The following is a 21884-nucleotide window of genomic DNA, read 5'->3' as shown; positions in this document are numbered from 1 at the left end:
TTTTTTTTATTATAATAGATGTATTAATTTATAAGCGGGATAAGATTTAATTTGAATCCTTAAAATCAATTCTTTTATTAACATATTTATCTATTGAAATTTTTATAACCGCAGCTAATGGAACAGCTAAAAATACACCAATAAGGCCAAATAAGGAACCTCCAATTAAGACTGCCGAAATTATCCAAAGAGCACTAAGTCCAATTTGGTCACCCATAACTTTAGGTCCAATAAGATTTCCATCGAGTTGTTGAAGTATTAGTATAAAAACAAAAACCCAAAAAGCTTTTACAGGATCATATGCTAAAGTCATGAGTATTGGAGGTACTGCGCCAATAAATGGGCCAAAATAAGGTATTATATTTGTTAAGAATATTATAAATGATAAAAATAAAACATTTTCAATTTTTAATATAAACTTAAATCCAATAAATGCAAGTACACCGATTATAAGAGAGTCTATTATTTTTCCTATTATATAGTTATAAAAAATATCATTAGATATTTTGAAAAACTCTACAGTTTCATCAGCTCTTACTTTAGGCACTGAAGCGTAAAGGATTTTTTTAAGTCCTCTACCTATTTTTTCCTTATCATATAACATATATATAGATAAAATTACACCCATTATTATATTGAATAATACCGATGTTATAGTAAATATATAAACTATTAAATCTGAGGATATTCGTGAAAATATATCAAGTAATTTTTGAAGTATAGTATTTAAATTATTTTGAATATGAGGTATAGCAAGTTCTAACACCTTTGCTTCAGACATATGTCTATTTAAAAAATCATTTAGCATAGTTATATAATTAGGTATTTCTTGTATTAAAGTATTTAGTGTATCAATTATGGATGGAATTATAAGCTTAAATCCTATAATAATTAAAAGAAAAACTATTATATATGATATAAGAATATTTAATAATCTATGTGATTTTAGATTTTTTTCAAAAAACATCATCATAGGATTTATTAGCAGTGAAAATAGTATTCCTAGCAAAAATGGGCTGAAAAATGATATCAAACCGCTGATTCCAGAAATAAATTTCATTGGAGCATCAATTGCTTTATAAATAAGAATTGATATAAAAGCTATGAATATACAGTATTTTATATTTTCCTTTGAAATCATAATACCTCCTATTTATAATGTTAATTAATTTAAACTATATATAAAATTTAGCAAAAAATAGTAATTTGATTATATGTAAAGTATTTAAAATCAAAATATATATTTAAATAACTTTTAACAAATAAAACTGCTGATAGTGAATAAAGTAATTGCTACTATTTTATATGATTTATAGTTGTAATGTAGTATATTATTTCCAATTTAAATATTAAATATTTAGTTTATATTTTAAGATTTATTATCAAAATGATTTATAAAAATCTAAAATGAAATTTTTGTATAAATACTAAAAAAATCTTTTAAAAAATAGTATTATAATCTTAAGGAGGGAAGCTTAGATGGAGAATATAGTTTTAGAATTTGATAAGAGGACAATAACAAAAGAAGAAATGAGTCAACGTGCTAAATACTATGCTAAAAAGGCTGATGAAGGTGTTAAATTATATTCAGAAGGTAATAAAATAGAAGCCATGCAAATACTTAAAGAACTAAGAAAATATTTAAAAGCTGAGTATTCTTACTATAACAAAGATTCTGTAGATAAATACATTAAAGAAAATTCTTTATATAGGATTTATAAGCAAGGATTAAGTAAAGCTTATATAAATCAAAACTATCCGAAAGCATACCATCATTTACATAGCAATTTATGTGATATTGGAGACTACATATCTAACTATGATATGAATATATTTTTTTAAGAAGAAGAATACAAAAGAACTCTTTTATAGAGTTCTTTTTAATTTGTTTAATTATCTAAAGATTTAATATACTTATATAAAATTATCATTTACATATACTCTTTATAGATATAAAATAAAAAGGTTAGAACTCACGTAAGTTTATAAAAATAAATTACTTATATTAATAGGACAAAATAAGTTTTATAGAAGAAGGTGGAATTATGAGAATTAATAAATACATAGCATCTTGTGGTGTTGCATCAAGAAGAAAAGCTGAAGAAATAATACTTGAAAGAAGAGTAAAGGTTAATGGTAAAATTGTTGAAGAACTGTCATTTAATGTAGATGAAAAAAATGACCTAGTAGAAATAGACGAAAAAAAAATAGGATTAAATAAAAATTATATATACATAGTCTTAAACAAACCTGAGGGTTACATAACTACTGTTAAAGATCAATTTGATAGACCAAGTGTATTAGATTTAGTAACTGATATTAGTGAAAGAATTTATCCTATAGGAAGGCTTGACTATGAAACTAGTGGACTTTTAATTCTTACTAATGATGGAGATTTAACTTACAAATTAACTCATCCAAAGCATGAAGTTGCTAAAACTTATGTTGCAAGAGTTAAAGGTATACCTTCTGCTGAAAAAATGAAACAGTTTGAAGATGGTTTATACATAGAAGATTATAAAACAGCTCCTGCTAAAATAAGAATAATAGATAAAAATGAAGAAAAAAATTATTCTATATGTGAAATAAAGATACATGAAGGAAGAAACAGACAAGTTAGGAAAATGTGCAAAGCGATAGACCATCCAGTTCAAAGACTAAAAAGAGCAGCTATGGGAAAAATTACTCTAAAAGGAACTGAAATCGGAAAATATAGACATTTGACTACTGAAGAAATAGAGTATTTAAAAGCAATAAAATAGAGGTGTATTATGATAAAAGCTAAATATTTAACTAAAGTCACAGATATAAATAAATTGTATTTAGAACAAGTAGTCAATGAAGGAGATATTGTAGTAGATGCAACTATGGGAAATGGATATGATACAAAGTACCTAGCACAAAAAGTTGGAAAAAGTGGTTTTGTATATAGTTTTGACATACAAGAGGATGCTATCAAATCTACACAAAAGAAACTAGTAAAAGAAAACTTAGAAGATAGAGTAAAATTAATATTAGATGGTCATGAAAATATGGTCAAGTACATTGAAGGAGAAGTCTCATGTGTTTTATTTAATTTGGGATATTTGCCAAGATGTGAGCATATGATTATAACAAAGCCAAATACAACAATAAAAGCTATTAAGCATAGTTTAAAACTATTAAAACCGCATGGAATAATAAGTATTGCAATTTATACAGGACATCCGGGAGGAATGGAAGAAAAAAATAGTGTATATGAATTTGTTAAATCGCTAGATCAGAGTGAATTTAATGTATTAGAGTGTGGTTTCATAAATCAAATAAACAATCCTCCTCAATTGGTTTTAATAGAAAAGAAAAAAGAGTATTAAAGGCCATGCTTTAAGCATGGCTTTTTGATGTAATTTTAAATAAAATAAATACGGAAAAAACAGATAATAATAATCAGTGAAGAAATAAATTTTCCTAAAACTATAAATCCTAATATTTTAGTGTGTTTAATAGAAAAATCTTTAAATGAGTACTTAAAAGATGTAGACAAAGATGGTATAATAATAGCTGATAGCAGTATAAAGGTAGAATATATCGATAATCCTAAATTTTACAAAATTCCTATAATAGAGTCTTCGAAAGAAGCAGTTGGAAGTAATATAGCAGCTAACATGGTGGCACTGGGGGTAATTAGTGGAATAATAAAAGAGATAAAGAAAGTATAAAAAAATCAATAATGAAAAGAGTCCCAAAAGGAACAGAAGAACTAAATATAACTGCTTTTGAAAAAGGAATTAGACTTTTTCAAAATAGTAATATCAAATAGTTATATTAATAAAAGGAGAAATTTATGGACGGTACGAAAGGCTTAAAAGATAGTAAGCAATTGATATCTAGTATACAATCTCAATATCCGAGATTTAGTAAAGGACAAAAACTTATAGCTAAGTATATATTAGCAAATTATGATAAGGTTGCATTTATGACAGCTTGCAAATTAGGTGATACAGTTGGAGTTAGTGAATCTACAGTTGTAAGATTTGCAAATACATTAGGCTACTCTGGATACCCAAAGTTACAAGCTGCACTTCAAGAGCTTATAAAAAATAAATTAACTACAGTACAAAGAGTCGAAATGGCTAAAGAATATAGTGATGACTCAGTAATACTTAACAAAGTTTTAAAAAGCGATATAGATAATATAAGAACTACATTAGAAGACATAGATAAAAAAGCTTTTGAAGAATCAGCAAAACAATTATTAAAAGCAAAAAAAATATATATATTAGGTATGAGAAGTTCTTTTGCAATTGCTCAGTACCTAGGATTTTATTTAAACATAATTCTTGATAATGTCCAAATAATTAGAATGGATATGGGGGATGCATTTGAGCAAGTAGTAAGAGTTGGAGAAGGGGATGTATTACTTGCTATAAGTTTCCCAAGATATTCTAAAAAATCTTATCAAATAGTAAGTTATGCAAAAGATAAAGGAGCACACATAATATCATTAACAGATAGTTTGTTCGCTCCAGTAGCATCACTTGCGGATAACACACTTTTAGTAAAAAGTAATATGGCGTCATTTGTTGACTCATTAGTACCTGCTTTGAGTATAGCTAATGCTCTTATAATTTCAGTTGGAATGAAGGAAAAAGAAGATATAAAAAAATGTTTTGATGATTTAGAACAAATTTGGGAGAAATACTCTGTATATGAATAAAATGATTTATTTATATAAGTACATTACTAGAATATAACAGCATTTAGTGATTATTTAAATGTATTTAATATAAACTAATATAAAAAGGATGACGAACTTAAAGTTTTGTCATCCTTTTTATATTAGTTTATTATTTCATTAATTTATTTTCTTCATATAGGGGGTACTTTTTAGTTAATTTAAGGACTAAATCCTTAGCTAAATCTACGTTTCTTTGAGTTATACATAAGTCTATAGCTTCTGCTATTAAAATCATATCTTCTTCCTTCATACCCCTTGTAGTAATTGATGGAGTTCCTATTCTTATTCCACTAGTTATAAATGGTCCGTTAGGATCAAATGGAATTGTATTTTTATTAACTGTCAGATAAGCTTCATCTAGTATTTTTTCAGCTTCTTTTCCTGTTATATTTTTATTAGTTAAATCTATAAGTATAAGATGGTTATCAGTTCCTCCACTAACAAGATTAATTTTTCTATTTATTAGTTCTTTAGATAAAGCTTTAGCATTTTTAATAACTTGATTTTGATAATTTTTAAATTCAGGACTTAAAGCTTCTTTAAAAGCTACAGCTTTTGAAGCTATTATATGTTCAAGAGGCCCACCTTGTATTCCTGGAAATATTGCTTTATCTATTAAATTAGCATATTTTTCTTTGCATAGTATAAATCCACCACGAGGACCTCTTAATGTTTTATGTGTTGTTGATGTAACAAAATCTGCAAATTCGCATGGATTTTGATGAAGACCTGCTGCAACAAGACCAGCTATATGAGCCATATCTACCATAAGTAATGATCCTACTTCGTCTGCTATCTCCTTAAATCTCTTAAAATCTATTTCTCTAGAATAAGCACTGGCTCCTGCAACTATTAATTTAGGCTTAACTTCATGAGCTATTTTTCTTACTTCATTGTAATCGATTAATCCATCATTTTTACTAACTCCATACTCATAAAAATCAAAATATTTACCTGATATGTTTACAGGCGATCCATGAGTTAAGTGTCCACCTTGAGATAAGTTCATTCCCATGACTTTATCTCCAGGACTTAATATAGCAAAATAGACGCCCATATTAGCATTTGCGCCAGAATGTGGTTGTACATTTGCATGCTCTGCATTAAATAATTTCTTAAGCCTTTCTATTGCTATAGTTTCTATTTCATCTATATGATTACATCCACCATAATATCTTTTACCAGAATAACCTTCAGCATATTTATTTGTTAAATGGCTTCCCATAGTCTCCATAACAGGAACTGAAACTATATTTTCTGAAGCTATTAATTCTATGTTTCTTTGTTGCCTTTCTAATTCTTTTTTCATACTTTCATATATTTCTTTATCAAAGTCTCTTAAATTTTCAAACATTTGATCACCCTTTCGCTGTTAAATATATTAATATTTATATCCGTTTCATTTATCTTAAAACTAAATTTTTCAAATAATGTCGTAAAATATAATATTAATTTTAATTAATCGGCTAATACATATCGAACAAATAAAGATTATATTGAAAATTATTAAATATATATTAATAATTTAATTTGTTTCTATCAGGTGAGTAAACAGTATTTATTTATTTTATATGTTGACATATTAAATAAAAGAGTGTAAAATCTATAAAAATAAATATTTCGTATAACCCTAATAATATGGTTTAGGGGTCTCTACCAAGAACCGATAATTCTTGATTACGAAGAAATATTGTATATAAAATATACAATATTTCTTTGTAGTCGAGAATTTTTTTTATACAAAAAAACATAATAAAGTAAAAATAAACTAATAATATTTAAATAAAAAGGGGGCAAAATTATGATAAAAAAATTACCGAAAATAGACCTACACTGTCATCTAGATGGAAGCGTTAGAGTTAATACAATAATAGACATAGCAAAAAAAGAGAATATAAAAATACCTTCATTTAATAGAGATATAATTAAAGAACTCATACAAGTACCAAAGGATTGTACGTCACTAAATGAATACCTTAAAAGATTTGAGCTTCCTAATGACGTTATGCAATCAAGTTATGCACTAGAAAGAGTTGCATTTGAGTTATTAGAAGACGCAGCAAAAGAAAACATTAAGTATATAGAAGTTAGATTTGCGCCTCAACTTCATACAAAAAAAGGACTTAATCTGAGTGATATAATACAAAGTGTTTTAAATGGAATTAAAAAGGCAGAAAACGCCTATGATATAAAAGGTAATTTAATTTTAGGTTGTATGAGAATAATGAGCGAAGAAGATGGAATAGAAGTTGTAAATGCAGGCCTTAAGTTTTTAAATAAAGGTGTTGTAGCAATTGATTTATGCGGACCTGAAAAAGAGGGGTTTGCAAATGAATTTAGAAAAATTACAGATTTAGCAAGGGAATATGGATACAACATTACAATACATGCGGGAGAAGCTGCCAGTGCAAAAAATGTAATTGATTCAATTAATATATTAGGGGCGAAAAGAATTGGTCATGGTGTAAGAATAAAAGATATGAAAGAAGCTTATGACTTAGTTAAAGAAAAGGGAGTTACACTTGAGATGTGTCCTACAAGTAATATACAAACAAAAGCAATTGAGAGTATAGAAGAATATCCATTTTATGATTTTTTCAAAGATGATATAAAAACAACTATAAATACGGATAATAGAACTGTATCAAATATAGATTTAAGTAATGAAATAGATTTAATGTTTAATAACTTAGAAGTTAAAGATAAATATAAAGATATTTATTTATATACTGTAGAATCAACATTTGCAGATGAAAAAACTAAACAATGGCTAAAGACGCTAATATAAAAATACTGTAGTAACTTATAGTTACTACAGTATTTTTATATTATTTTAATTTTTCGGGGTCTTTGTAATTAATACCTTTAGTATCTACTTTTATAGATTCTATTATTATCTCTTTCTCAGGTTTATCATTATTTCCAACCTCAACACTTTCAAGTTTTTTTACAACATCCATACCACTTATAACCTTACCAAAACCAGCATAATCACCATCTAAGTTAGGCGCATCTTTAGTAACTATAAAGAATTGGCTACCAGCACTATCATTATTTTGGCTTCTAGCCATAGATAAAACACCTTCAGTATGTTTTAAATCATTTTTAAAGTTATTATTTGTAAATTCTCCTTTTATGCTATATCCAGGACCTCCCATCCCTGTTCCCTCAGGGCATCCACCTTGAAGTACAAAATCTTTCACTATTCTATGCAATGTAAGTCCATTATAAAATCCACTATTTGCTAAAGAAATAAAATTATTTACAGTGTTAGGTGCGATATGAGGATAAAGCTCTGCTTCAATAGTTCCATAATCCTTTATTGAAATTTTAGCTATTGGAAGTTCTTTTGGAGGTGTTCTAACTTCATCTACCATAGGCTCCTCTTTAGCACATCCAGCTAATGATACAGATGAGACAAGTAAAGCACATAGAAGTATTTTCCTTATTTTTTTTACCATTTTGTTATACCATCCTTTTGTTAATTTATGGACTAATTATATCATAAATATTTAAATTTAAAAATCTATAAGAGAGCATACTCTTAATTGTTGTAGGTTTTATATCTTAGTAAAGAATGACTATTATACCTATTACACATAATATATGTAATAATATTATTTATGGAGGTATTATCATGAAAAAAGAATGTATACTTATACTAATATGTGCAATATTTATTTCGAATTTTAATGTAGGTATAATAATTGCAAAAGAGCCCATGATGGAGTATCAATATACAGTTGAAAGAAAGAAAGTTGAAAATGCACAATTTATATGGAAATCATGCATTGAAGAGTTAAGAAAAAAAGATATTCTTAGCAATAAAGATGTATCAAATATAGGGAGTTATTTAAGACAACAAATGGTAAGTGATGAAATAGAATCACCATCAGAAAAGTGTGAAAGGCAAAAAAGAGCTCTTAAACTGGCTACACTAGATAATATGGTAAGAGATAAAATTATAACTGTAAAACAAGGCGAGGAACTTAGAATAAAACTTTCTAGATATAATTTATTTGAGTAAATTATAAACGTAAAACTATAATGTATAGAATTATAAATTATATTAATATACAATATATTATGTAAAATAGTTATGATATTTTAAAATAGCAATATTAAATGGGGGATTTTATATGAAAAAATATAAAAGTATTATATTTGATATAGACGGAACAATACTAAATACAGAAAAAATGAATTTGATTCCACTTAAACAATTAATAAAAGAAGAAAAAAATATTGATATGAATTATGAAGATTTACTTTTTGCTTTAGCTTTACCAGGAAAAAAAACATTAGAAAAATTAGGGTTTGAAGATATAGAGTCTTCATATAATAAATGGGTAAAATATGTAAATGAATACGAAGAAGGAGCTACATTATTCGATAATATAGATTGCGTAATAAAGGATATATATTCAAATAATATACTTTGTGGAATTGTTAGCTCTAAAAATAAAGCCCAATATGATATAGATTTTATGCCAACGGGATTGCACGAATATATGAGTGCAGTAATATTAGAAGATGATACAATGAACCATAAACCTCATCCTGAACCTCTTGAAAAAGTAATAGAAAAACTAAAAATTAATCCAGAGGACGCTATATATATAGGAGATTCATTATATGATTATAAGTGTGCAAAGTCGTGTAATATGGATTTTGGCCTTGCACTTTGGGGAGCTAAAAATCCTAAAGATATAAATGCAGATATAAATTTGAAAAATCCTAGTGATTTATTAAAATTAATAATAGATTAATACGCACTTCTTTAGGGAATAAATAAAATATAAATTTCTTGAAGGAGTTGATATTATGAATAAACTTGCCACATTTGCAGGAGGATGTTTTTGGTGTATGGTAAAACCGTTTGACAAATATAATGGAGTATTAAAAGTTGTATCTGGATATACTGGGGGCCATACCAAAAATCCAACATATGAACAAGTTTGTACAGATACTACAGGCCATATAGAAGCTATTCAAATTACATATGATGAGTCTTTAATAAGCTATAATGAACTTTTAGATATATTTTGGAAACAAATAGACCCAACCGATGAATATGGTCAATTTAATGATAGAGGTCATAAGTATAAGACAGTTATATTCTATCACGATGATATTCAGAGAGAACTTGCAATTGAATCTAGAGAAAAATTAGAAAAAAGCAATAAATTCAATAAAAAAATTGCAACACAAATAGTTCAAGCTGGTGTGTTTTATGAAGCTGAAGATTATCATCAAAATTATTATAAGAAAAATCCACTTCATTATGATATGTACTATAAAGGTTCAGGGAGATATGACTTTATAAATAACAATTGGTCTGAGAGTAAATATAACAAGAACGAACTAAGGAAGATTTTAACTCCTATGCAATTTGAAGTAACACAAAATAATAAAACAGAACCGCCATTTCAAAATGAATACTATAATAACAAAGAAAAAGGAATATATGTAGATATTGTAAGTGGGGAAGTACTATTTTCATCTAAAGATAAGTTTGACTCAGGTTGTGGGTGGCCAAGTTTTACAAAGCCTGTTGATGATAATTCTTTAGAGGAAAAATTTGATTTTTCTCACGGAATGCACAGGGTAGAGGTCAGAAGTAATAAATCAAATTCTCATTTAGGTCATGTATTTGATGATGGACCAAAAGAGTTAGGCGGCCTTAGATACTGCATAAACTCTGCATCACTTAGATTTATTCCTGTAGATAAAATGGATGAAGAAGGATATGGAGATTATTTAGACAAAGTATAAAAAACAATTTAATATTTGTTTCTTATACATATATCCTCTTTTTATATTAAAATAACTAAACTATAGCAGACAAAAAATAAGTTTTAAAATGGTAAAATTATGATCTATAAAATAGACTACAAAATATTATATGTAGTCTATTTTTTATTGTCTATAAAAATTGAGAAAGTATTATATAAGGTGTATACTGTTTATATATATATTTTTTGTGATATATTTCATAATATAAGTAAAAATATAAACTACATAGAAATAAACTTAATAATAGAAAATTTTTGGAGGGATAAAATGAGAGAGTTATTAGAAATAAATCCTATAATAGGAGCTATAAAAAATGATTTAGAACTTAATCAAGTTATAAAATCAGATTGTGACATTGTATTTTTGTTAAATGGGGATATACTTACACTTAGAAAAAAAGTAAAATTTTTACAAAAACATGGAAAAAAAGTTTTTGTCCATATAGATATGATAACAGGTGTATCATCTAGTCCAATAACAGTAGATTATGTAAAAAATGAATTAAATTTAGATGGTATAATAACAACTAAAACAAATATCGTTAAGAGAGCTATCGAATTAGATTTAAATGTAGTTCAAAGATTTTTCTTTATAGATTCTATATCTTTAGAAAATGCAATTGAGAGCTTAAAAAAGGTAAAACCACAGGCTATAGAAATTATGCCGGGAATACTACCAAAAGTTATAAAAAGAATGAGTAAAGAATATCCTAATATGCCTATAATATGTGGTGGGCTTATAGACAAGAAGGAAGAGATAATTAAAGTATTATCTTGCGGAGCGATGGCAGTATCAACAAGCAAAATCGAAATTTGGTGATCTAAAATACCCATGTTTTTTATTTTAAAACAAAAAAATATGTTTGATATTTATCTAACGATGTTTTTAATTGACTGGAAAATGTTTTCATGATAAGATTTAATTAACTTAACACTGGGCGAGAGAAGAGAGAGCCATACTATTGAAATAGAGGCTCTCTCTGTTTTTTTGTCCACTTCATTTTAATGATATTAAAAATTAAGGGGGAAATTAAAATGAAAAAGACCTTGACAGGGGAATGCATTTCAGAGTTTATTGGATCATGGATGCTAATTTTCATAGGATGCGGAAGTGTTGCGTCACTTATACTAAGCGGAGCAAGTATATCTCAATGGGAAATAAGTATTATTTGGGGCTTAGCGGTTACTATGGCAATTTATATTACAGGTGCAGTATCAGGAACTCATATAAACCCAGCAGTTACAATTGCTTTAATGGTTTACAGAGATTTTCCAAAGAAAAAGGTTATACCTTATATAGTATCTCAAATAGCTGGATGTTTTTTAGGAGCAGCTACAGTATATTTACTATTTAAAAATTTATTTTTATCTTTTGAAGCATCAAATAATATAGTTAGATCAAGTATAGATGGTTTAGCTACAGCAAGAATTTTTTCTACATATCCTCATTCAGAAATCAGTATATTCACAGCTTTACTTACAGAAATCATAATAACTATGTTTTTAGTAATGGTAATATTGGCAGTAGGAGAAGCTAAAAACAATAATAAGCCACTAGCTAACTTAGCTCCAGTAATGATAGGATTAACTATCGCTATAATAGGTGCAAGTTTCGGAGTTTTAACAGGATTTGCTATGAACCCAGCTAGAGATTTTGGGCCAAAGTTATTTGCAATGATAGCAGGATGGGGAACTAATGCATTGGGTCAAAATATGTACTTCTGGGTTCCTATAGTAGGTCCTATAGTAGGTGGATTACTGGCAGGTTTTGTATTCGATAAAGGGATAAAAAGATACATGGAAGCAGAAGAAATAACACAAGAAGCAAAATAAATTAGTAAAAATTATTAATATATATTAAAATTATAATAATAAATTGAAAAATATAATTAAATTTTAAATAGTAAAATTGGAGGAATAAAAATGGAAAAGAAATATATAATGTCTCTAGACCAAGGTACGACTAGTTCAAGAGCTATTTTATTTGATAAAGAAGGAAATATAGTATCATCATCTCAAAAGGAATTTACTCAGTATTATCCAAAGCCAGGTTGGGTAGAGCATAATGCAATGGAAATATGGGGAAGCCAAAGTGGTGTAATGAGAGAAGTTATAGAAACTAATTCTATAAGACCGGAGGAAGTAGCTGCTATTGGTATAACAAATCAAAGAGAGACTACTGTAGTCTGGGATAAACACACAGGTAAACCAGTATATAACGCAATAGTATGGCAATGTAGAAGAACGTCAGCAATATGTGATAAACTAAAAAAAGAAGGATACGATACTAAAATAAAAGAAAAAACAGGTCTTTTAATAGATGCATATTTTTCAGGAACAAAAATAAAATGGATATTAGATAATGTAGAAGGGGCTAGAGAAAAAGCAGAGAATGGTGATTTACTATTTGGTACGATAGATACTTGGCTAATATGGAACTTAACTCGTGGAAAGGTACATGTAACGGACTATTCAAATGCTGCTAGAACTATGCTTTATAATATAAAAGAATTAAAATGGGATGATGAAATACTTGAATTATTAGATATACCAAAATCAATGCTTCCAGAAGTTAAACCTTCAAGTTGTATATATGGATATACTGATGAAGCAATGCTTGCAGGAGCTCAAATCCCTATATCAGGATGTGCAGGAGACCAACAATCAGCGTTATTTGGGCAAACATGTTTTGAGGAAGGTAGTGCTAAAAATACTTATGGAACAGGATGTTTCATGTTAATAAATACCGGCGAAAAAATGGTTGAATCTAAAAATGGACTATTAACTACTATAGCATGGGGAGTGGATGGAAAAGTTGAATATGCTTTAGAAGGAAGTATATTTATAGCAGGAGCAGCTATACAGTGGTTAAGAGATGAGCTTAAGATACTATATAATGCAAAACAAAGTGAATTTTATGCAAAGTCTGTAGAAGATACTAATGGTGTATATGTTGTTCCAGCATTTGCAGGCCTTGGAGCTCCTTATTGGGATATGTACGCTAGAGGTTCTGTAATGGGCCTTACTCGTGGAGCTAATAGAGAACACTTAGTTAGAGCTACTTTAGAATCCATAGCATATCAAGTAAAAGACATATTAGAAGCAATGCAAGAGGATTCAGGTATAAAACTAAAAGGTCTTAAAGTTGATGGTGGAGCAAGTGCTAATGACTTCCTAATGCAGTTCCAATCAGACATATTAGATGTAAATATAAATAGACCTAAAATTGTTGAAACAACTGCTTTAGGAGCTGCATATTTAGCAGGACTTGCAGTAGGTTTTTATGAAAACAAAGATGATATAAAAAATTCATGGATTATAGACCAAGAATTCGCTCCTAATATGAGTGAGGATAAAAGAAAAATCTTATATAAAGGATGGAAAAGAGCAGTACAAAGATCTTTAGAGTGGGCAAAAGAAGATGAAGAATTTGAAAAAGAGTTAGCAGAAATAAAAGGATAAATTATTAAAATTAAATATTAGATAAGAGAGTCTTCTATACAGTGTATCAGAAGGCTCTTTTTTATGAGTAAATTCAGGGCAAAGAACATTTTTAGACAAAAAACAATATAATAATACAAAGTAGTAATTTATCTACTTAACTATATAGAAAGGAGTAAAATATAATGTCAGAATTAAATACAATAAAGGGTATAGATATAAGTAACTGGTCAGGAAATATTGACTTTTCTCAGGTAGCTAGTAGCGGAGTTGAGATAGTATATATTCAAGCTACTGAGGGGACTTATTATATAGACCCATACCTTCATGAATTTTATAATGGAGCCAAAGAAAATGGCCTTAAGGTAGGATTTTATCACTTTTTCAATCCAGGATTTTCCCCAACTCCAAATGAACAAGCACAATACTTTGTAAATGCATTAGGTGGATTAACTCCTGATGCTAGACTAGTTTTAGATTTAGAAGAAACTGGTGGACTAAGTAATTATGAGTTATCAAATCAAGCAATAGAGTTTCTAGAAGCAGTAAAAGATATAAGTGGTTTAGATGTAGCTATATACACATATACAAATTTTGCACAAACAAAGCTAAACCCAGAGTCTGGCCTCGGAAATTACCCACTATGGATTGCAGAGTACGGAGTAGACTATCCTTCTAGTAATCTAATATGGGGAGATAGTTACGCAGGATGGCAATACTCAGATACAGGAAATATACCTGGTATAAGTGCAAATACAGATTTAGATAATTTTACTGATGAAATGCTATTAGAGAGCAGATTAAACTTACCAGGAGATATAAAAACTAGCTCTAAACATAGTCATGTTATATACTATGTAGTTCAGCCAGGGAATACGCTAAGTTCAATAGCTGAAAAGTTTAATACAACATATGAAAAAATAGCATTAGTAAATGATATTTTAAATCCTAACTTAATATATCCTGGTCAAACCTTAAAAATATATAGTTCGATACCTACGATTACTAAAAAAGAGGTATTTAATCAAACTTATATAGTTCAGTCAGGAGACACATTAACTTCAATAGCTAAAAAATTTAATACTACCGTTAATGAACTGGTAAATTTAAATGGTATTCAAAATCCAAATCTTATTTATGCAGGCCAAATCCTAAAAATACCAACAAATTCAGAAAAAAATATTCATCAGCATCTCCAAAACAACACCTTAACACTTATATAGTTCAACCAGGTGATAACTTAACTTTTATAGCTAAAAGATTTCACACAACAGTTGATGAACTAGTTAAGTTAAATGGAATATCAAATCCGAACTTAATATATCCTGGTCAAGTGCTAAAAATACTATCTTCAGGACAATCACCAAAGGGTAATAATTTTAGAGGGATATATGTGGTTAAATCAGGAGATACTCTAAGTGGCATAGCTAAAAAATTTAATGTGACAGTAGATGAATTGGTTATATTAAATGATATACCAAATCCAAATCTAATTTATCCAGGACAAGTTTTAAAAATATAATAGAAGGCTACCTTTATTTTAAGGGTAGCTTTTTATTATATTTTTAAATGCTAATTAACACTATTTATAAAAAATTTTCATAGATTTTAATTGTACAAATATAAATAGAAAGTGGTGTGAATATGTGTGGAATCGTTGGCTGGGTAAACTTAAAAGGAAATATAAAAGATTATAGCAATATTGTAATAGATATGAGGGATACTTTAACATTTAGAGGGCCGGATTCATCTGGGATTGAGTCTTATAATCATGCTATTTTAGGTCATAGAAGATTATCAATAGTTGATCCAACTGGAGGTCTTCAACCTATGAGTAAAACTATCGGAAATAAAAAATATACAATAGTATATAATGGGGAGTTATATAATACAGAAGAAGTTAGAAATGATTTAATTAAAAAGGGTTATAGGTTTATATCATATTCAGATACAGAAGTTTTATTGGCATGTTTTATCGAGTATAAAGAAAAATGTGTAGATTATATTAATGGTATATATGCTTTTGGGGTTTGGGATGAGTATAACCAAGAGTTATTTTTAGCAAGAGACCCACTTGGAGTTAAACCATTATTTTATGCACTAAAAGAGAATTCTATAATATTTGGTTCCGAAATAAAATCTATATTAAAACATCCAAGTATAGAACCTATAGTAAATAAAGAAGGATTACTTGAGCTTATGTCTTTAGATCCTCAAAGAAAACTTGGTGGAGCTATATTTAAAGATATAAAGGAAGTTGCACCTGCTAATTATTTAAAATTTAATAAAAACGGAGTTTATTTAAACGAATATTGGAAACTAGAAGCGAAGGAACATGAACAAAACTTAGAACAAACTACACATCATCTAAGAGATTTATTGGTGGATGCAATTGAAGGTCAATTAGTAAGCGATGTTCCTGTATGTACTTTTTTATCAGGAGGACTAGATTCAAGTTTTATATCGATGGTAACAGCAAGTGCTTTTAAAAGAAATAATAAAGATCCATTAAGTACTTTCTCTGTTGATTATAGTGAAAATGAAAAATATTTTAAATCTAATATATTCCAACCAAATTCAGATTCTCACTGGATAGGTAAAATGGTTGATTATATAAAAAGTGAGCATCATAATATAGTTTTAGATAACGAAGAATTAGCAACGTATTTGATACAGGCAACTAAAGCAGCAGAGTTACCTTTAATGGCAGATATTGATTCATCACTTTATTTATTTGCTAAAGAGGTAAGAAAATATGCAACAGTTGCACTATCAGGTGAATGTGCAGATGAAATCTTCGGAGGATATCCTTGGTACACTAAAAAAATTGATAATTTAGAAATATTTCCATGGGCGGACTCAGTAGGTCATAGAAAAAAATTATTATCAAAACAATTAAAAGATTTACCTATAGAAGAATATGTAAAACAAGTTTGTAGTGATAGCTTAAAAAATGTTGATAAATTAGCAGGGAGTCTAAAGAAGATTCACTAATGAGGGAAATGTATTATTTAAATATTAAATGGTTTATGGTAACTTTATTAAATAGAAAAGACAGGATGACTATGGCAAACAGCCTAGAGGTTAGAGTACCTTTTGCAGATAAAAGATTGGTTGAATATGCATACAATATACCTTATGATATGAAATTATTAAATGGAAGAGAAAAAGGACTATTAAGAGAAGCAATGAGAACATTACTTCCAGATGAAATAATAGATAGAAAGAAAAGCTCTTATCCAAAAACACATCATCCAATATACACACAAACTGTTAAAAATATGCTGAAAAATATAATAAGTAATAAAAATGCAAGAATACTAGAAATAATAGATAAACATGAAATTGAAAATATTATAAATACAGATGGAGAGTCATTTACAAAGCCTTGGTTTGGGCAATTAATGACAGGTCCACAAGTAATGGCGTATTTAGTTCAACTAGATACTTGGTTAAATGAATATAATGTAAAACTTGAAATAGACTAAATATAAAAGGAATTGCTAACTTTATCAATTCCTTTTATATTTAACATATACTATTATTAGATAAGCAATTATTTAGGGGGAGTATATTATGGAAACAAAAGTATTAAATTATTTTGTTTCAAGTGAACTAGATGAAAAGGACTTTAAGGGTATAGAAATAAGTCCATTAGAATTAAAGGCACTAATACTAAAAGATGTGAAAAATTTAAATGATAAAAATAGTTCAAAAGAAATGAATATAAGTTCTAAAGAGTTTGAAGGATTATTAAAATCTGCTAGGAAAAAAATAATAGAGGCTTTAATAAATGGAACTTCCATTATTGTAAAAGATGAAAAGGAAATAAGGCCTGAAGATATAATCACAACGCTTTGTACCTTTAGATGTGCTACATGTGGTAATGTTTATACTATAAACTATGAAAAAGAAGATATAATATGTCCATTATGTTTCTCAGCTAAAGTAATGACTAGTGAAGAAGCTGGGTTTATAAAAAACAACATAAATTTATAAATAAAAATAAGAAGTAGCTAATTCTAGCTACTTCTTACTTTTATTTATAAGCAATATTAAATATATTTTTTACATCATTAGTATCTAATAATTTTATACATCCTATATTTCCAAAACGTGTAGCTTGAATAGACATTTTATCAAATAATGAATCATCATCTATACCAAGGTCTCTCATAGTTATAGGCATATTTAATTTACTAAAGAATTTTTTTATTTCATAAATACCTTGTTTTGCAGTTAAGTCTAAATTATTTTCATCATACTCAACATTAAATACTTCACTAGCAAAAATAGCAAAACGCTTTAAATCATATTTATAAACATACTCCATCCAAGCAGGTATTATAACTGATAAAGTTGCACCATGAATTGCATTATAATGAGCACTTAGTTCAGTAGCTATCATATGGGAAGCCCAGCAGCTATTTCTACCAGTATCTAGTAATCCATTGTGAGCTAATGTTGATGCCCACATTATCTCAGCTCTAGCATTGTAGTTAGTTGAATCATTTACTAAAATTAATCCATTATTAATAACAGTTTTCATAAGAGCTGCACCTAGCCTATCAGTAAGTTCCACATTTTCTGTATTAGTAAAATATCTTTCCATAGCATGAGATAATATATCTACTACACCACAAAAAGTATGATACTTAGATAAAGTTAATGTTAATTCAGGATTTAATATAGCAAACTTTGGTCTAAGCAATGGGCTTAAAATATCAAATTTAGAATTAGTTTCAGGATTAGTAATAACAGCACCGATACTTCCTTCGCTACCTGATGCAGCTATAGTTGGTATTACTCCTAAGGGAAGTACTTTATTTATTTGTATATTTTGAGTAAATAAATCCCAAACATCTCCATTATAATAAACGCCTGCAGATATAGCTTTAGCAGTATCTATAATACTACCACCACCAATTGCAAGAACTAAATCGATATTTTTATCTAAACAAATTTTAACTCCTTCTCTTACTTTGTCTATTGTAGGGTTTGGAACTATACCAGATAATTCACAGAACTCTATATTATTATTAACTAAAGATTCTCTGACTTTATCCATAAGTCCGGATGATTCAATATGATTACCATTACTTCTTACAATTAATACTCTATTCCCATATTTTATACATTCATTACCAACTTTATTTTCATTGTATTTACCAAATATTACTTTAGTCTCAAAACTCCATTCAAAATTATTCATTTTTTCTCCTTTATCGTAGTAAGTATTATATTAATAAATTATATTATTAGTATAATTTATTAATAAAAAATTTAAAAGTATATAGATATATAATAAAAGAAGAAGGAATATTATTTATTCCTTCTTCTTTTATTATATATAGAGTTATTTTGATTAGAGTTAGATTTGACAGATTTAGAAGTTTTATTAGGTATAGATTTTTTTTTATCATCTACTAAATTATCACCTTTTTTGTTAGCTAGTGTGTCTAGTACTACTTTTTTTATAACACTAGCATTTCCTGATTTATTTATAAAACCAACTGAGTCTTCTGTGGCTATAGCTAACTCATAATAATCAACACCTCTAATTTCATCTTTAAAGTTGATATAAAAACTATACTTTCCACACTTACTGTGAATCATTAAAGTTTCTTCATCAAGAGCAATACTTTTAAATAAACTTAAATCATCAAATTGTAATAAATCCATAAATTCACCTTTTTCTATTAAATTACATCTATTATAGTATAAAAATGTTAATATTATTATACTATAAATAGTAAAAATTAATAGGAAGTTTTAGGTTTAAATATAAAAAGATTAATAATATAAATATTTTTATTGAACTAGTTTTAAAACTATGAAATAATATATAAAGATTTGAAATTAAAAAGGAGTGTGTTTTATGAAAAAAACTAGTTACTCTGAGCTCGTAGGTAAACTTCTTAATAAATAAGGAGTTTATATAAACAAATAAAAGTCCTTATTTATTAAGTTGTGTAAATTATAGAGACTGCACATTTATAAATAAAGGAGAATAAAAATGAATCAAAATACATTTGAAAAATTACAACTAAACGAGTTAAAAGAGCTAATAAAAATATACTGTGTAAGTTCGCTTGGAAAAGAACTTATAGACAAACTAAGTCCAAGTAAAAATATTAATGTAGTAAAAAGAAGATTAAAAGAAAATGAAGAAAGTAGAAAAGTATTAGAAAACAGTAATCATATACCTTTAGAAGGGTTATTTAATATAACGCCAATTATAGATAAAGTTGATAAGGGAATGATACTAGAACCTAGTGAATTAATTCATATAGAAGATTTTTTTAAGAGGTTGCTCAAAAATAAAATCATTTATGGCAGATAAAGAGTTTTACGCACCTACATTAAGTTCATATTCATTAAATATAACTGAATGTGAAACTATAGAACATGAGATTAGCTACTGTATAAAAAACAATAAAGTAGATTCTAATGCATCTAAGGAGTTAAAAAAGATTAGAAGAAACATAGAAGCTTCAGAGGCAAAGATAAAAGAGAGGCTCAATAAGTTTTTAACATCAAGTTCAAATAAAAAGTATATACAAGAGTTTATAATAAGTAAAAGAGATGATAGATATGTTATACCTATTAAATCTTCGTACAAAAATGAAGTTGATGGAGCCATTCTTGATACTTCATCAAAAGGAAGTACTGTATTTATTGAACCTTCTAGTGTTTCAAAATTTAGTTTAGAACTAATTTCATTAAAGAGTGAAGAAGCCATAGAAGAATATAAAATTTTATCATATTTGACAGAACTTATATTTGAGAAAATAATGATGATAAAGCTAAATATGGAGATAGTATCAGAATATGATATGGTTTTTGCTAAAGCTAAATATAGTCTAAATAATAAAGCAATTACACCAAAGGTAAATGATATAGGATATATTAAAATAATAGATGGAAAACATCCGCTTTTAAAAGGTGATGTTATACCTCTTAATTTTGAAATAGGAAAAGATTATAGATCTCTAGTAATAACAGGTCCTAATGCAGGAGGAAAAACTATTTCATTAAAGACAGTAGGACTACTTAGTCTTATGACTAGTTTAGGGCTTGATATATGTGCAAAAGAAGGTACTGAAATGAGTATCTTTGAAAATATATTTGTAGATATTGGAGACAATCAAAGTATAGAAAATTCATTAAGTACATTTTCTTCTCATATAAAAAATATTGCAGATATTATGAATGATAGTAATAAATCAACTCTTTTAATATTTGATGAAATAGGAAGTGGAACTGAGCCAAATGAAGGAGCTGGACTTGCTATATCAATACTTGAAGAGTTTTACCAAATGGGGTGTATAACTGTTGCATCAACTCATTATGGAGAAATTAAAAAGTTCGCATCTCTTCATCCTCATTTTGAAAATGCTGGGATGATGTTTGATAAAAATACATTAGAGCCTCTTTATAAATTAATTATTGGAAGTAGTGAAGATAGTAATGCATTATTTATATCTAAAAAGATGGGAATAAAAGATAAGGTATTAAGTAGAGCTAAAAATTATATAAGTGATAAGAACTATAATTTTGATTTAATTAAAGAAAATAAAATATCTGTATCAAAAGAGGTTGATGAAATTATAAAAGAAATACCTGTATATGATGTAGGTGATAGTGTAAAATTATTAGATAAAGACGATTTTGCAATAATTTATAAGCCAGTTGATAAATTCAATAATGTACAAGTATTGTATAAAGACACATTTTTAGAAGTAAATGTAAAGAAAATCAAGCTTCATATAAAAGCAAATCAATTATATCCACAAGGGTATGATATGGATAGTTTATTTATTGATTATAGAGATAGAAAACTGGAAAAAGACATAAAAAGAGGGTCTAAAAAAGTCTTAAAGCAAATTCAAAAAGAAATAAGGCAAAATAGATAATAATATAAAAAGCTA

The 21884-nt window shown here is 27.5% G+C and carries 24 protein-coding genes and 1 riboswitch; of the genes, 19 read left to right on the top strand and 5 right to left on the bottom strand.

All coding sequences use genetic code 11. The features are described 5' to 3' along the window. Positions 1–46: 46 nt before the first annotated feature. Positions 47–1141, bottom strand: coding sequence for an AI-2E family transporter (locus BN899_RS07055; protein WP_042274117.1), 1095 nt, complete (start codon positions 1139–1141; stop codon positions 47–49). Positions 1142–1479: 338 nt separating this feature from the next. On the opposite strand from BN899_RS07055, the gene BN899_RS07050 reads away from it, so the two are divergent. The 5 genes from BN899_RS07050 (at position 1480) to BN899_RS07030 (ending at position 4696) form a co-directional block, all read left to right on the top strand. Continuing rightward, positions 1480–1842, top strand: coding sequence for a hypothetical protein (locus tag BN899_RS07050; RefSeq protein WP_042274116.1), 363 nt, complete (start codon positions 1480–1482; stop codon positions 1840–1842). A gap of 203 nt (positions 1843–2045) precedes the next feature. Beyond that, positions 2046–2762, top strand: coding sequence for a pseudouridine synthase (locus BN899_RS07045; protein ID WP_042274113.1), 717 nt, complete (start codon positions 2046–2048; stop codon positions 2760–2762). A gap of 9 nt (positions 2763–2771) precedes the next feature. Then, positions 2772–3353, top strand: a complete 582-nt coding sequence (locus BN899_RS07040; RefSeq protein WP_042274111.1) for a tRNA (mnm(5)s(2)U34)-methyltransferase — start codon at positions 2772–2774, stop codon at positions 3351–3353. A gap of 48 nt (positions 3354–3401) precedes the next feature. After that, positions 3402–3698, top strand: coding sequence for a 2-oxoacid:acceptor oxidoreductase family protein (locus tag BN899_RS07035; RefSeq protein ID WP_081712192.1), 297 nt, complete (start codon positions 3402–3404; stop codon positions 3696–3698). Between the two features lie 125 nt (positions 3699–3823). Further along, positions 3824–4696: a MurR/RpiR family transcriptional regulator gene (locus BN899_RS07030; RefSeq protein WP_042274107.1), complete on the top strand. Its 873-nt coding sequence runs from the start codon at positions 3824–3826 to the stop codon at positions 4694–4696. A gap of 130 nt (positions 4697–4826) precedes the next feature. On the opposite strand, the gene BN899_RS07025 is transcribed toward BN899_RS07030, so the two are convergent. After that, positions 4827–6071, bottom strand: a complete 1245-nt coding sequence (locus BN899_RS07025; protein WP_042274105.1) for a serine hydroxymethyltransferase — start codon at positions 6069–6071, stop codon at positions 4827–4829. Between the two features lie 246 nt (positions 6072–6317). Beyond that, a riboswitch (purine riboswitch) is annotated at positions 6318–6417 on the top strand. A gap of 101 nt (positions 6418–6518) precedes the next feature. Here BN899_RS07025 and add point away from each other — a divergent pair. After that, positions 6519–7505 (top strand): adenosine deaminase, encoded by a 987-nt coding sequence (gene add / locus BN899_RS07020; protein ID WP_042274104.1) that lies wholly within the window; start codon positions 6519–6521, stop codon positions 7503–7505. Between the two features lie 40 nt (positions 7506–7545). Here add and BN899_RS07015 read toward each other — a convergent pair whose 3' ends face one another. Further along, the gene (locus BN899_RS07015) at positions 7546–8094 is read right to left on the bottom strand and encodes a peptidylprolyl isomerase (protein WP_334291364.1); all 549 of its coding nucleotides are present in this window, start codon (positions 8092–8094) and stop codon (positions 7546–7548) included. A 260-nt stretch (positions 8095–8354) separates the two neighbouring features. Here BN899_RS07015 and BN899_RS07010 point away from each other — a divergent pair, with 260 nt between their 5' ends. From BN899_RS07010 to BN899_RS06970, 11 genes are all read left to right on the top strand, one after another. Next, the gene (locus tag BN899_RS07010; RefSeq protein WP_042274100.1) at positions 8355–8744 is read left to right on the top strand and encodes a hypothetical protein; all 390 of its coding nucleotides are present in this window, start codon (positions 8355–8357) and stop codon (positions 8742–8744) included. A 112-nt stretch (positions 8745–8856) separates the two neighbouring features. Continuing rightward, the gene (locus tag BN899_RS07005) at positions 8857–9486 is read left to right on the top strand and encodes an HAD family hydrolase (protein WP_042274098.1); all 630 of its coding nucleotides are present in this window, start codon (positions 8857–8859) and stop codon (positions 9484–9486) included. A 55-nt stretch (positions 9487–9541) separates the two neighbouring features. Next, the gene (gene msrB / locus BN899_RS07000) at positions 9542–10492 is read left to right on the top strand and encodes a peptide-methionine (R)-S-oxide reductase MsrB (RefSeq protein WP_042274097.1); all 951 of its coding nucleotides are present in this window, start codon (positions 9542–9544) and stop codon (positions 10490–10492) included. A gap of 288 nt (positions 10493–10780) precedes the next feature. Further along, on the top strand, positions 10781–11332 hold the full coding sequence (locus tag BN899_RS06995) for a glycerol-3-phosphate responsive antiterminator (RefSeq protein ID WP_042274124.1): 552 nt from the start codon (positions 10781–10783) through the stop codon (positions 11330–11332). Positions 11333–11547: 215 nt separating this feature from the next. Beyond that, a complete protein-coding gene (locus BN899_RS06990) occupies positions 11548–12345 on the top strand; it encodes an MIP/aquaporin family protein (protein WP_071162440.1) in 798 nt (265 codons plus the stop codon). A gap of 90 nt (positions 12346–12435) precedes the next feature. Next, the gene (gene glpK / locus BN899_RS06985) at positions 12436–13974 is read left to right on the top strand and encodes a glycerol kinase GlpK (protein ID WP_042274094.1); all 1539 of its coding nucleotides are present in this window, start codon (positions 12436–12438) and stop codon (positions 13972–13974) included. A gap of 164 nt (positions 13975–14138) precedes the next feature. Beyond that, on the top strand, positions 14139–15176 hold the full coding sequence (locus BN899_RS06980; RefSeq protein WP_052356711.1) for a GH25 family lysozyme: 1038 nt from the start codon (positions 14139–14141) through the stop codon (positions 15174–15176). Between the two features lie 110 nt (positions 15177–15286). Then, the gene (locus BN899_RS19690) at positions 15287–15475 is read left to right on the top strand and encodes a LysM peptidoglycan-binding domain-containing protein (protein ID WP_242824111.1); all 189 of its coding nucleotides are present in this window, start codon (positions 15287–15289) and stop codon (positions 15473–15475) included. 122 nt (positions 15476–15597) lie between these two features. Continuing rightward, positions 15598–16947 carry an asparagine synthase (glutamine-hydrolyzing) gene (asnB, locus tag BN899_RS06975; protein WP_330362489.1) on the top strand — a complete coding sequence of 450 codons (1350 nt, stop codon included), beginning with the start codon at positions 15598–15600 and terminating at the stop codon, positions 16945–16947. Between the two features lie 8 nt (positions 16948–16955). After that, positions 16956–17441 (top strand): asparagine synthase C-terminal domain-containing protein, encoded by a 486-nt coding sequence (locus BN899_RS20445; RefSeq protein WP_330362488.1) that lies wholly within the window; start codon positions 16956–16958, stop codon positions 17439–17441. Between the two features lie 88 nt (positions 17442–17529). Further along, entirely contained in the window at positions 17530–17952 is a 423-nt protein-coding gene (locus BN899_RS06970; RefSeq protein WP_052356709.1) for a DUF134 domain-containing protein, read from the top strand. Positions 17953–17992: 40 nt separating this feature from the next. Here BN899_RS06970 and BN899_RS06965 read toward each other — a convergent pair whose 3' ends face one another. Both BN899_RS06965 and BN899_RS06960 read right to left on the bottom strand, forming a co-directional pair. Next, on the bottom strand, positions 17993–19165 hold the full coding sequence (locus tag BN899_RS06965; RefSeq protein WP_042274093.1) for an iron-containing alcohol dehydrogenase: 1173 nt from the start codon (positions 19163–19165) through the stop codon (positions 17993–17995). A 110-nt stretch (positions 19166–19275) separates the two neighbouring features. Then, positions 19276–19635: a hypothetical protein gene (locus BN899_RS06960; RefSeq protein WP_042274090.1), complete on the bottom strand. Its 360-nt coding sequence runs from the start codon at positions 19633–19635 to the stop codon at positions 19276–19278. Positions 19636–19969: 334 nt separating this feature from the next. Here BN899_RS06960 and BN899_RS20440 point away from each other — a divergent pair, with 334 nt between their 5' ends. Both BN899_RS20440 and BN899_RS06955 read left to right on the top strand, forming a co-directional pair. Continuing rightward, complete coding sequence (locus BN899_RS20440; RefSeq protein ID WP_330362487.1) at positions 19970–20296, top strand: hypothetical protein; 327 nt, start codon at positions 19970–19972, stop codon at positions 20294–20296. Next, positions 20286–21869 carry an endonuclease MutS2 gene (locus BN899_RS06955; RefSeq protein ID WP_330362486.1) on the top strand — a complete coding sequence of 528 codons (1584 nt, stop codon included), beginning with the start codon at positions 20286–20288 and terminating at the stop codon, positions 21867–21869. Before BN899_RS20440 ends, BN899_RS06955 begins: the two co-directional genes overlap by 11 nt. Positions 21870–21884: the final 15 nt, after the last annotated feature.

Source organism: Faecalimicrobium dakarense (genome assembly GCF_000499525.1).
Lineage (GTDB): Bacteria > Bacillota > Clostridia > Peptostreptococcales > Peptostreptococcaceae > Faecalimicrobium > Faecalimicrobium dakarense.
This window is presented reverse-complemented; position numbering and strand designations above follow the sequence as displayed.